We start from the raw sequence: 15352 nt of genomic DNA on the forward strand, positions 1-15352 counted from the left end.
ACACCGTTAAAAAAATAGATCAATGACTAAAAAATATATATACAAATCCTTCGAAGCTATCGTTTCGTTACATCCTGAACACACAGCATTAGTTGAGGCTAGTAGTACAACGAGTTATGCATCACTGAATTCATTCGCTAACCAACTAAGTAGTTTGTTATTGGACATTGGATTATCAGCAGATGATGCGTTAGGTGTTTTATTGCCTAGCGGGAAAGAACTCGTAGGAAGTTTATTGTCATGTTTCAAAACAGGAATCACCTATGTTCCATTATCGAATAGTTTTTCGCTTTCGCGGATGCAACAAGCGGTTTCAGAAACTTCGATGAAAGTGTTGGTGACTGACACCGAATCTTGGGCAGCATTTCAAGCTTTAGATATTGAACATAAATTTAGTCATGTATTGGTATTTAAAGCATCTGGTTCGTCATTATTAGGTGGTTTAGATTTAGACTTTGGCGATTCAGGTTTAATCGCACTCGAAAAAACAAGCTTAGAAGTATACACACTAAATGATTCGGGTGAAGCTACCTTAACAAAACATACGTTAGACGCGTACAGCGAAACCAATCTTTCAATAGATTATCCTTTAGACAACAGCAGTTATATTTTCTACAGTTCCGGAACGACAGGAAAGTCGAAAGCGATTGTTGGGAATCAGGAAAGTATTGCGCATTATGTCAATTGGCACAAAGATACGTTTGGGTTTGATACAGAAAGTCGCGTAAGTCAAATTGCAGCGGTAACGTTTGATGCGAGTTTAAAAGATATCTTAACGAGTCTAATTTCAGGAAGTTGTTTATGCATTCCAAATGCGAAGACACGTGAAAACATGGTGTTGTTAGGAACTTGGTTAGCAGACGAAAAAATCACCATCTTACAAACAGTTCCATCATTATTTAGATTACTATCAAATAGTTTACAAGAACAAAAATTAGCATTGACAGCTATAAAAGAAGTTGTCTTAGCAGGAGAAAAATTATACGGTCGCGATGTTGCTTTATGGCGATCAACCTCAGGGAATTCAGCACGTATGAGCAACTTATACGGACTGACAGAAACAACCGTTTTAAAAAGTTGTTATCACATTCCAACTGAAGAATTAGACGCTGGAACCGTATTGCCAGTTGGGAAAGCTATCAGTAATACATTGATTGCAATCATCAATGAAAAAGGCTTATGTAACAGAGGAGAAATAGGTGAAATCTATATCAAAAGTCCGTACGTAAGTAAAGGATATTTAGATCAAGAATTGACGGCGAACTTATTTGTGCAAAATCCATTAGTAACCAATCGTGAAGATATCGTATGTAAAACGGGCGATATTGGTCGTTATGATACAAATGGAAATATTGAAATATTAGGACGTGTTGATGATCAAATCAAATTGCATGGTGTACGAGTTGAACTCGATGGCATTCGCAGTGCATTACTGAACCTTGAAAATGTCGATCAAGTAGAACTCATTGTTCATACAGATGATACTATCGATTCATTGCTATGTTATTTCAGCGGACAAGAATATGAAGCTGGCGAATTACGCAATTTACTATCAAAAACGTTAGATCGTAGTAGTGTTCCTGATTACTTTATGCATCTGGAAGAATTTCCATTAACCTTAAACGGAAAAGTAGACAAACGCGCATTGCCAAAACCATCAGAATTGCTCAGAGGAAGCAATTACGAAGAACCAAAAGGCGCAATAGAAGAATCGTTAAGTACAATTTGGTCAGAATTATTAAGTGTTCCACAACATAGTATTGGACGAAATGATTCGTTCTTCAACTTAGGTGGATCTTCCTTAAAAGCAATTCAGTTAATTTCAAGAGTATACAAAATACATGAAGTACAACTAAGCATTGGAGATATCTTCAATCATTCAGAATTAAAAGAACAAGCTGTATTAATAGGAGAATCTAAAGAAGAGACATACAGTTCCATTGTACAAGTTGCAACACAAGAAGACTATGGGCTTTCGCATGCACAACGTCGTACGTGGTTGATAGAACAACAAATAAAAGGAATTTCACCATTCAACGGAACAGAAGTATATCGTTTAGAAGGGAACTTAGACATTGATGCGCTAACAAAATCATTTACACAACTCATAAATCGTCACGAAAGTTTACGAACCATTATCATCTTAAAAGATGGTGCGCCACGTCAAAAAATATTAAAAAACAGCGATGTTGTCGTGGATATTGAAACGATTGATATCAGCGAAACTCCCGAACGTAGAGATACACTCATAACCGAATTACGACACAAACGTTTTGACTTAAGTCAATGGCCATTATTTAGAGTAAAACTACTTTGGTATGGAGCAGATGTATACGATTTAGTATTTGTAGATCATCACATCATTTCGGATGAATGGTCTATGCAAATCTTAGTCCGCGATTTGGTAACGTACTATAACGGATCGGTAAAAGGCGAAGAAACTTCTTTAGAAGCTTTGCCAATTCAATACAAAGATTACGCGGCTTGGCAATCCTCTGCTGTTGGTAGTGCAGAATTTGATGCATCAGGAACGTATTGGAAAACACATCTAGCAGAAGCACCACGAATTGATTTAGCATCCGATCGTCCGCGACCAGAAGTTATGAGTCATAAAGGTGCACAGCATCATTTCTCTTTCTCAAAAGAAACAAGCGCTGGGTTAAAAGAATTATGCTCAGAATTAGGTTGTACCTTATTTATGGGTGTAAGTTCATTAGTCTATGCGTTATTATACAGATATACAGGACAATCAGATATAACACTCGGAACTCCTGTTGCAGGAAGAGATCATGCGGATTTAGAAAACCAAATTGGATTATACCTAAACACATTAGCGCTTCGTGCAAAATTTAGCGGAGAAGACAGTTTTAGAGGATTATTAGCACACGTAAAAGAAGTAAGTGTTGCCGGATTCAATCATCAAACCTATCCGTTTGATTTACTAGCGGAAGAATTAGAAGTAAATCTTGCTAAAAATCGTTCGCCATTATTTGATGTCGTTGTGATTTTACAAAATGTAGATTTACAATTCATGGATGCGCTAGAAATGGAAGGTTTAGAAGTTGCATCTGCCAATGAAGAATTACAAATTAGTAAAGGAGACATACGTTTTCAATTTGTTGATCGTGAAGATTGTATAGAAGGTGGCATCGAATACAGTACTGATTTATACGACGCGGATCGTATCACGCGTATGGTAAGTCATCTAGATAATCTACTCTTAGAAGTAATCTCTACACCAGATGCATCACTAAAAGAACTGACCTATTTAGGTACGGAAGAGCAATCTTCGAGCAATTGGTTCTTAGAATCTATCGAAGAAGTACAACCAACATACATTCACAAAGCCTTTGAAACAATCGTTTCGTCGCATCCTGAACACGCTGCATTAGTGGAGTCAGGTAGCGAAACAAGCTATAAAGTATTAAACTCATTCTCAAACCAACTAAGTGGATTATTACTAGAGTTAGGATTATCCGAAAATGATGCGCTAGGTGTTTTAGTACCTAGCGGGAAAGAACTCGTGGGAAGTTTACTCTCTTGTCTAAAAACAGGAATCACGTATGTTCCATTATCAAATAGTTTCTCGCTTTCGCGAATGCAGCAAGCAATTTCAGAAACTTCCATGAAGGTTTTAGTAACTGATGCAGCATCTTGGACAGCATTTCAGACTCAAAATATTGAACACAACTTTAGTCATGTATTAGTATTCAAAGTATCAGGTTCGTCACTATTGGGCGATTTCGATTTAGGCGATTCAGATTTAATCTCACTCGAAAAAACAAGCTTAGAAGTATACAAAACGGACGCTTCGGGGAACTATGAACTATCAAACTACAATCTAGAAAGTTACAGTGAAGACAATATTTCGGTTGAATATCCAATAGATAACAGCAGTTACATTTTCTACAGTTCGGGAACGACAGGGAAATCGAAAGCAATTGTCGGAAATCAGGAAAGCATTGCTCAGTATATCAATTGGCACAAAAACACCTTCGGATTCAACACGGAAAGTCGTGTAAGTCAAATTGCGGCTGTGACATTTGATGCGAGTTTAAAAGATATCTTAACGAGTCTCATCTCAGGAAGCCGTTTATGTATTCCAAATACAAAAACACGCGAGAACATGATTCTGTTAGGAAGTTGGCTTGCAGAAGAAAAAATAACCATCTTACAAACGGTTCCGTCATTATTTAGATTACTGACCAATAATTTACAAGAACAAAATGTGTCACTAACAGCCTTACAAGAAGTGGTTTTGGCAGGAGAAAAACTATACGGACGCGATGTTGCCTTATGGCGATCGATCTCAGGTCATTCAGCTCGCATGAGCAACCTATACGGACTGACGGAAACAACAGTTTTAAAAAGTTGTTATCACATTCCAGAAGAAGAACTTGAAGCCGGAACGGTTCTTTCTGTTGGAAAAGCAATTGATAATAGTATGATTGCTGTGATAAACGATAGCGGACTCAGCATGTGGGGAGAAATTGGCGAAGTCTATATCAAAAGTCCATACTTCACAAAAGGATATATAGATCAAGAATTGACAGGAAACTTATTTGTACAAAACCCGTTAGTAACGGATCGCGAAGATTTAGTTTGCAAAACGGGCGATATCGGTCGTTACGATAGCGACGGAAACTTAGAAATTCTTGGACGAATTGACGATCAAATTAAATTGCATGGTGTACGAGTTGAACTCGATGGTATTCGTAGTTCATTACTAAACCTAGAAAAAATTGGTCAAGTTGAATTAATTGTTCACAATGACACTACTGTAGATTCGCTACTTTGCTATTACAGCGGACAAGAATATGATGCAGGCGAATTACGCTCGCTTCTATCTGCAAATTTAGATCGTAGCAGTATTCCGGATTATTTCATGTACATGGAAGAATTTCCATTAACACTAAACGGAAAAGTAGACAAACGCGCATTGCCAAAACCATCAGAATTATTACGTGGAAGCAACTATGAAGCGCCAAAAGGAGCAATTGAGGAATCGTTGAGTACCATTTGGGCAGAATTGTTAAGCGTTCCGCAAAAAAGTATCGGACGAAATGATTCGTTCTTTAACTTAGGTGGATCATCGTTAAAAGCAATTCAGTTAATCTCGCGTGTTTACAAACAACACGAAGTGCAACTGAGCATTGGAGAAATCTTCAATTATTCAGAACTAAAAGCACAAGCTTTACTAATCTCAGAATCCAAAGGCGAAACGTATGTTTCTATTACCAAAATTGAAGAACAAGAAGATTATGCACTTTCGCATGCACAACGTCGTTTGTGGGTTTTAGACCAATTACAAGAAGACTTTACAGCATACAGTCGCCCTATCAGTTATGACATTGAAGGCGAATTAAACATCGATGCGTTAACCCAATCGTTTAAAGAACTCATAGAGCGTCACGAAAGTTTACGAACAACATTCATCTTAAAAGATGGCGGCGAACCACGTCAGTTAATACAATCAATGGAATCCGTTGTTTTTGAAATTCCTGTAACGGATGTATCAGAAGCAACAGATCAAGAAGCGTCAATTGAAGAAATCTTAGCTGAACTAGCAGCTTTTCCGTATGATTTAGCAAGCGGACCATTATTCAAAGTGATATTAGTAAACTTAGGAAACTCTAAACATCGTTTGCTATTTTCAATTCATCACATCATCTCAGATGAATGGTCAATGCAAGTATTAATTCGCGATTTAATAAGCTATTACAACACAATTACTAAAGGTGAAGAAACTACTTTAGAAGCCTTACCAATTCAATACAAAGATTATGCAGCTTGGCAATTACAAGAATTGGCAGAAGGTGAGTTAGCAAACGCTCGAAACTATTGGTTATCCAAACTCGATGGCGAATTGCCAATATTAAACATGCCGTCAGATTATGTGCGTCCAGCAGTACAAACGTACAATGGAGCACAGCAATATGTTACTTTTTCAAAAGAAGTAAGCAATACATTTATAAACTTCGTAAAGGAGCAAGACAGTACCTTATTTATGGGATTGGTGTCGCTTACGAAGGCATTATTGTACAGATATAGCGGACAAGAGGATATCATTGTAGGAACGCCAATTGCAGGAAGGGAACATTCTGACTTAGAAAATCAAATAGGTTTTTACATCAACAACTTAGCGTTAAGAACAGAATTTGCAGGAAGTGACAATTTCACAAGTTTACTAAACCAAGTAAAACAAACCTGTTTAGATGGCTATGAAAATCAATCCTATCCGTTTGATTTATTAGTTGACGAACTCGATTTATCAAGAGATTTAAGTCGTTTTCCATTATATGATGTTGTAGTTGTTTTAGCAACTGAGCAAGCAACATCAGAAGAAACGGTAGAAATGGAAGGATTAGATGTTTCTTCAGTTCGTGTGGATGTAGATACAAGTTTATACGACATTACGTTTTGGTTCAAAGAAAGCGCTGAAGGCGAAATTGCAGTTCACATCGAATACAACACAGATATCTATGGCGATGAACGTATGAAACGTTTAGGCGATCATTTAGGGAAATTGTTAGAAAGTGTCGTTGCAAACAGTACAATTTCGTTAGATAAATTACCACTGATAGAAGCTGAAGAACGTATCGTTTTACTAAATAAGTATCAAGGTGAAGTTGTATCGCAGTCTTCAGAAACAACGTTGGTTTCACTATTTGAAGCGCAAGTAAATTCAAGTGGAAATGCGGAAGCTTTACAGTATGAAGGTGCAACACTAAGCTATCAAGCATTAGAAGAACGTTCCAATCAATTGGCGCAGTATTTACAAGCTAAGCACAACATACAAAAAGGAAGTATTGTCGCGATCATTCAAGATCGTAGTGAAAATCTACTCATCAGTATTTTAGGAATCCTAAAAGCTGGTGGCGCATATTTACCAATAGACAAGAATTATCCATCAGATCGTATAGAATACATGCTTTCGGACGGAAATGTTTCTTTAGTTATTGGTGATTCAGCTGTTGTTGAATATTCTATAGAGAGTATAAATATTAATAAGTTACAAGAAGAATTACAAAATCACCCAACAACAAAACCAGCAATCTCTCTTAACGGAGAAGAGGTAGCTTATGTTATCTACACTTCAGGTTCTACAGGAAGACCAAAAGGTGTACAAATAAAACACAGTTCAGTTGTCAATTACTTAGATTGGGCAAACGAGAACTATTACGGAAACGAAGCAAACTATCCAAGTTGTCTATTTACATCGTTATCATTCGATTTAACAGTGACAAGTTTATGGAGCGGATTACTTCGCGGAGATGTATTAAACATTGTTTCTTCTGAAGAAGATGATTTAACGGCGTTGCAAAAAGTATTCACGAACGAATCAATTAAAACAGTAAAACTAACACCTTCGCACATTCAAGTATTGGCAGGTTTAGATATAAAAAGCACAAATATTTCAGTAGCGATTGTTGGTGGAGAAGCGTTGACAGCAAATCATGTTTCCATTCTAAAAGGATTAAATCCTGCGATGAAAATCTACAACGAATACGGTCCAACGGAAACGACAGTTGGTTGTAGTGTCGCGTTAATAGAAGATGCAAACGCAATTACAATTGGTCGTCCAATACAAAACACTACATTATATGTATTAGACAAAAACCATGAATTGGTGCCAATTGGAGTTCAAGGAGAATTATATGTTGGTGGTTTAGGAGTTTTCAAAGGGTATATTGGAAACGAAGATTTAACGGCAGAACGCACATTATCAAATCCATTCGGAGAAGGAACTTTATACAAAACAGGAGATATCGTAAGTTGGGACAGTGAAGGAAACTTACACTATCACGGACGAAAAGATGATCAGGTAAAAATACAAGGTCATCGAATTGAATTAGGTGAACTTAGCGGAATCTTATCGCAAAGCGACTTAGTCACACAATTTGAAATCCTGACAGTTTCAGACGAATCCGCAGCTTCTTTAGTTGTGTATTACATTGGTTCAGAAGAAATTTCAAGTGAAATAAAAACATACTTAGAAGCACAATTACCAGCGTATATGGTACCAAGTTATTATGTTGGATTGGAGGAATTTCCATTGACATCCAACGGAAAGCTTGACAAATCAAAATTACCATCACCGCAAGGAGTTTCAACCAAAACATACATTGCGCCAGAAACCGATACTGAAATACTATTGGCAGAAATCTGGTCAGAATTATTACTAGTTCCGCAAGTTGGAAAAGAAGACAACTTCTTTGAATTGGGTGGAAATTCGCTAAAAGCAATACGATTAGTATCCACCATTGGAAAAAATCAATCTGTAGAAATTTCACTAAAAGATATATTCACAACAGATGATTTAGCAGCATTAGCAGCACTAATTGATCAGCAAGAATTAACAGCATTCAAATCTATTGAAAACGTTGCTGAAGCAGATCATTATATTGCTTCGTACGCACAAAAACGTATGTGGGCATTAAATCAATTCAATGAAGCAAGAGCTGCGTACAATACGTCAATGTCTTATTGGTTCCATGGCGATTTAAACATAGAAGCCTTAAATCAAGCGTTTTTAGCACTCATAGAACGTCATGAAATTCTTCGCACCGTATTCAAAATGATTGATGATGAGGTACGACAGATAGTTTTAGAAACGAACGAATTCTTTAAAATCGATCATATTGACTTAAAAGAAAGTGAAAATGGACATGCGGAAGCACAAGAAAAATTACGTGTCTTAGTAGAAAGTCCACTCGATTTAGAAAACGGACCACTCATAAAAGTAGCTGTTTTTGAAGTTTCCGAAGGAGAATTTTTATTCACATTGGTAAATCATCATATCATTTCTGATGAATGGTCTGTGGGCATTATCATTGAAGAAATTCAATTTTCATACAATGAAATCGTTGCAGGAAAAGAACTTGCATTGGAGCCATTATCTATTCAATACAAAGATTATGCAGCTTGGGAAGCAGAAGAATTAGAAGGCGATGAACAATCGACACACAAAACATATTGGTTAGAAAAACTAGCAGGTGAAATAACGCCGTTAGAATTGCCAACCGATTACATACGACCGCCAGTAAAAACGTTCTCAGGAGCGCATCAATATTGTCAATTTGACACCAACCTTGCCAAAGACTTCAATACATTGGTAACAAGTGGCGGAAACACCATGTTTATGGGCGTGCTTTCGTTAGTGAAAACACTTTTATATCGCTACACAGGCACGAAAGATATTGTTATTGGAACGCCGATTTCAGGCAGAACGCATCCTGATTTAGAAAATCAAATAGGATTCTACCTAAACACATTAGTGCTTCGAAATGAAGTTTCTAAAGACATGAGTTATCAAGATTTATTAGCTCAGGTAAAACAAACCTGTTTAGAAGCGTACGAACATCAACTATATCCGTTTGATTTATTAGTAGAAGAATTACAAACTTCACGTGATTTAAGTCGTTCGCCACTATTTGATGTCATGGTTGTTTGGCAAGATGGCATCAAGGAATCGAAAGAATCCATTAATGGAGTCGAAATAGAAGAAGACGCTACAAGCTTAGTCAACAGTAAATTCGACATCACATTCTACTTTAGCAAACGTGATGATGAATTACACCTTACGGTAGAATACAACACGTCGTTATTTTCTGATTCGCGTATCTTGCGAATGGTTTCACATATAAAAGAACTCTTGCAATTAGTAGTTGCTGCTCCACAAACGAATATTGGTCAGTATGATTATTTAGCTGCTGCAGAACGTTCTCAAATTCTGGTAGATTTTAATAATACTGCGAAAGACTATCCGTTAACGGGAAGTTTCTTGTCGCGATATGAAGAAAATGTGATTGCAACACCAGAAGCAATTGCAATATACTTTGCAGATCGTGCAGTGAGTTATGGAGAATTAGATACTTCGGTAAATCAGCTTTCAAATTATCTAAAAGAGAATTACAACGTCAAGCAAGGTGATCGTGTAGGTTTATTAATGGACAGAAGCGAATGGATGCTGATTTCTATGTTGAGTATCTTGAAACTTGGTGGAATTTATTTGCCAATGGATAAAAGTTATCCAAACTCACGAATTAGTTACATTCTGGAAGATGGTGGCGCAGATTTATTAATCTCAGATATTGCGTATGAAGATGAATCAGACATTAATATGATGATTCTTCCAGAAAAAATAGAAGAACTATCAAATTACAGTAGTGAATTAACTTCGGCTGCTGTTGATGCATACGATTTAGCGTATATGATTTATACTTCAGGTTCGACTGGAACACCAAAAGGAGTTAAAATAAAACATAGATCAGTTACCAACTTGATGTATGCTATGGAACGCGAAGTTTCAGCAACTGCATCAGATTCATTATTAGCAGTCACAACCTATGCTTTTGACATGTCCGTGGTAGAATTATTCTTGCCACTACATGTTGGTGGAAGTGTGATTATCGCTTCGACTTCATCGTTAAAATCGCCAGAAGAAATTATTGAATTGTTTGACAAACACAATCCAACAATCATGCAAGCAACGCCAGGTTTCTGGCAGATGTTAGTGGATGCAGGTTGGGAAGGAAGCGAAACGGTTCGTGTGATTACTGGTGGAGAAGCGTTATCCTTATCATTAGGACAATCGCTAATCAACTACTCACAAACGATTTGGAATATGTACGGACCGACGGAAACAACGGTGTATGCAACTTATAAAATGGTCGAACAAACACAAGACATTCCATACATTGGGCGTCCTGTGGATAATGCACAATCGTACATCTTAGATGAAGATTTACAATTAGTACCAATTGGGATTGTTGGAACGCTTTACATGAGCGGTGCTGGAATCGCGGTTGGTTATCAAAATAAAGAAGAACTCACAAAGAAACTATTTATCAATCATCCGTATCAAGAAAATACAGTCATGTATAATACGGGCGATTTGTGTAGTTGGAATGAAGAAGGAAGTATCAAATACTACGGACGAATTGACCATCAGATAAAAATTCGTGGATACAGAATTGAATTAGAAGAAATTGTATCTGCAATGTTGAGTTACGAAGGCATTCAACAAAGTGTTGTGGTAGGTCTTGAAATCGAAGGTGAGAAACACTTGGCAGGTTATTATACAGGCGAAGGCATTGAAAGTATGCCACTGAGAACGCACTTGTTAGACTGTTTACCAGAATACATGATTCCAACGTATTTAATTGGTTTAGAAATATTCCCATTAACACCAAATGGAAAAATAGACAAACGTGCATTACCAAATCCATCAGAAGAATTGGTTAGAGTATACGTAGCGCCAACCAATGAAACCGAACATGCATTAGTTGCAATTTGGGAAGAAGTATTAGGTAATGAACAAATAGGAATCAAAGACAATTTCTTTGAACTCGGTGGGCATTCGTTGAAAGGAATTCAGATTGTATCTCGTATTTACAAAGCATTCTCAAAGAAAATTGAATTAAAAAATATTTTCATGTATCCAGTATTAGGCGACTTAGCAGACCTAATTATCAATGGAGATTTTGAAGAATACACACCAATTACGAAAGCAGAAGAACAAGAGAATTATCCACCATCATATCCACAAAAACGAATCTGGATTTTAGAAAAATTAGAATCTTCAGGAGAAGTATACAATATGCCGTATAGTTATTGGTTAGAAGGAAATTTAGACAAAGAAATTCTAAAACAAACTTTTGAAACCATCATTGAACGTCATGAAGTATTCAGAACACTTTTCGTAGAAACCTTAGAAGAACCACGTCAAAAAATTGTACCAATTGAAGAAGTTGATTTTGATATAGACTATATAGATTTAAGAAATGAACAAAACCCGAAAGACTTTGCAATAGGACTCGGGCAAAATGCTTCTCAAGAAATATTCGACCTAGAAGAAGACTTGCTTATCAAGGTGAGCTTATATCAAACAACGGATACAGACTATTTATTCTTCTTTAACATTCACCATATTATTGGTGATGAGTGGTCATTGCAAATTTTAAATAGAGAAATAATTACTATATACAATGCACTTGTTAAAGGTGAAGAACATCAATTGCCAGTATTAACTATTCAATATAAAGATTTTGCTACTTGGCAACAAAACGAACTAAGTGGTGAAAATCTACAACGTCATAAAGACTATTGGATGAGTAAACTTACGAGTGATTCGCAGTCGCTAGATATTACAACAGATATGTGGCGTCCACCATCGCGAAAATTTAATGGAGATCGATTATACTTCAAAATAGATGCGAATACAACGAAAACATTCCAAAAATTACTCGCAAAAGAAAGCAGTACTTTATTTATGGGATTACTGACCTTGGTTAAAACAATGTTGATTCGATACACTGGAAATGATGATTTAACGATTGGAACGGCAATTACAGGAAGAAGTCATACTGATTTAGAAGATCAAATCGGATTCTACTCAAATACACTCGCATTTAAGAGTGAATATCAAGAAAATGATTCATTCCTAAGCTTCTTACAAACAGTGAAAACAACGGTGCTTGAGGCGTTTGATCATAGAATTTATCCGTTTGATAAATTAGTGGATGATTTAAAAGTAATTCGTGATTTAAGTAGATCACCTATAATCGATGTCATGGTTGTATTGCAAGATGCAAACGCTGGCGATGAAAGCGAAATGATGTTAGAAGGCTTAGAAATTGAAGAAACAAATGTGCAAATGCCGATTAGTAAATTCGATTTAACCTATTACTTTAAAGAACGTGATGGAGAATTAATCATGTCAATTGAATATGATACGGATATATTTTTCAAAGAACGTATTGAAACAATGGGAGCGCATTTAATTCAATTACTAACTTCTATCATGCAAGATCCATTAATGGATATGTATGAGTTAAATTATCTTGAAAAAGAAGAAAAACAACTCGTTGCAACAACGTTTTCTAGAAATGAACTCACAAACATTATAACTCCAGAAAAAACGCTCAATGAATTATTTGAAGCACAAGTTATAAAACACGGAGATCGTATCGCTATTGTTGATGGTGAATATGAAATGACATATAAAGAGCTCAACGAAAAAGCAAACCAACTAGCACAATATCTGAAGAATAAATATGATGCAAAACCAGAAGATATCATCGGAATCATTGCAGAACACAATGAATGGTTAGCAATAAGTATACTAGCAGTTGCAAAAACAGGCGCTGCATACTTACCAATGAATTCAAAATCTCCGGTAGAGCGTCTCAACTATCAATTAACGAATGCAAACGTTCAATTGGTACTAACAGATTATTTTGAAGAAGAACTAGTAGCAGAAACTTTCAAAATACCAGAACAATGGTATCAAGTTGATAACTATCCTATTACAAACCTGAAAAACGAAGCCAACACAAACAACTTGGCGTATGTAATATACACATCAGGTTCTACAGGTAAGCCAAAAGGTGTAATGATTGAACAAGCAGGACTCATCAATCTTTGCGAATGGCATACGGAATATTACGAACTCACACACGAAAGTAGAGTAAGTATGTATGCAAGTATCAGTTTTGATGCAAGTGTCTGGGAATTTTGGCCTGCAGTACTAGAAGGCGCTACTATATACATGGCAGCTGATAAGATGGGAACTGGTTTTGATAGCTTATTCGATTGGATTCATGAAAAAGAAATTGATCAAGTATTCTTACCAACTGTAGCATGTAAATTCTTGAAAGAATCTGGAAAAGAGGTCAATCCAAGGATTAAAATTTTAACTGGAGGAGACACACTTGGAACGTTTGATAAAGTACCATTTGCACTTTACAACAACTACGGACCAACGGAAGCAGTTGTAGTGAGTACGGTATTTAAAGTAGATCAGAAATTTGAAGACAGAGATGTTCCAATTGGAAAGCCAATAAAAAACAAGGAAACATACGTTTTAGACAAGCACATGAATCCTATGCCAGTAGGTTTTGAAGGCGAACTATACATTGGTGGCGCAGGAATCGCTAGAGGATACATTAACAATGAAGAACTCACAAAAACTACTTTCATTCCAAATCCGTTTGGAGAAGGACGTTTATACAAAACGGGCGATGTTGTAAAATGGTTAGCAGACGGAAACATTGAATTCATTGGACGTAATGATGCACAAGTAAACATCAGAGGATTGCGTATAGAACTAGGAGAAATAGAAAGTAACCTGGGAATGCATCCGCTAATTCTTCAAGCATTAGTAACGGTATTTACAGTGCAAGAAGATGAATATCTCATTGCCTATTTCATGTCTGACGAAGTATTAGAAAAGAACGATCTAAAAGAGTATTTAAGAGACTTCTTGCCAGCATTTATGATTCCAGAGTACTTTATTCAAGTGGAGAAATTCCCGCTTACGCTGAATGGGAAAATTGATAAAAGAGCATTGCCTAAACCAACAGAAGTATCTTCTGCTAAATATGTAGCACCTACAAACGAGAGCGAAGCACAGATGGTTGAAATTTGGAAAGAAATCTTAGAACGTGAAGAAATTGGTATTGAAGATAACTTCTTTGATATTGGCGGACATTCTATGAAAGCACTTCAAATGGTTTCTAGAATAAATGCTGAAATGGATCTGAGAATAAATCTAGGAAATGTCATTAGTGCTCCATTCATAAAGGATTTAGTAGAACTCTCTAGCAATTATCAAGGAGATTTCAACAACATCATAACGCTAACAGATGTTTTAGAAGAACAAGAAGACGTTTTCTTCTTTCCACCATTAATGGGAGCTTCATTAGCATACATGGGAATCGTAAAATTATTAAAAGATGATTTCAACTGTTACGGAATTCAAGACAACGGATTTGACTTTGACGAACCTTTTGATAAAAGTTTAGAAGACAAAGCTTGGAATTTCTCTCGACAAATTTTAGAAGATCGCTCACCGAGAAAAATAACGCTAGTTGGATTCTCATTAGGAGCAAGTATCGTATTTGAAACTGCTAAAATATTAGAAGGCAAAGGATTTGAAACACGATTACTTCTAATTGATAGAAACATCAGTAGAAGAAAACCAAAACTGACTGAAGAAGTAATAGAAGCGAATGAAAATGAACTACGTTACTTAGAAGGATGGTTAAGAAGTTTTGAATACAATGAAGAGCAAACAGCACGTATTCAAAAACTATGGGATAACAATATCGAACTCAACAACAAATATAAGCAAAGAGGAAAAGTAAAAGGAGATATTATAGCTTTCAAAACTAAGAAACACATTAGTAACAAATTCTTGAACATGAAAGATTGGGAAAAATATACGACAGGGAATTTTGAACACATCTATCTTGAAGGAAATCACTACGATGCAATTCAATTAGTCAAAAACATTGAAATGATCGCAAATGAACTACTAGGAGAAACCATTCAATCCTAAACATGTTTT

General features: G+C 36.2%; 1 protein-coding gene. It reads left to right on the plus strand.

Translation table 11 applies throughout. The annotated features are described in order from the left end of the window. The first annotated feature begins 22 nt into the window (after positions 1 to 22). Positions 23 to 15343, plus strand: a complete 15321-nt coding sequence (locus tag H2O64_RS20570; RefSeq protein WP_187564123.1) for a non-ribosomal peptide synthetase — start codon at positions 23 to 25, stop codon at positions 15341 to 15343. Positions 15344 to 15352: the final 9 nt, after the last annotated feature.

Origin of the sequence: Kordia aestuariivivens, assembly GCF_014397005.1 — a bacterium.
Classification (GTDB): domain Bacteria; phylum Bacteroidota; class Bacteroidia; order Flavobacteriales; family Flavobacteriaceae; genus Kordia; species Kordia aestuariivivens.

Excerpts from the sequence above, each read along its gene's own strand:
- H2O64_RS20570 (WP_187564123.1), top strand. The coding sequence starts at position 23 with ATGACTAAAAAATATATATACAAATCCTTCGAAGCTATCGTTTCGTTA.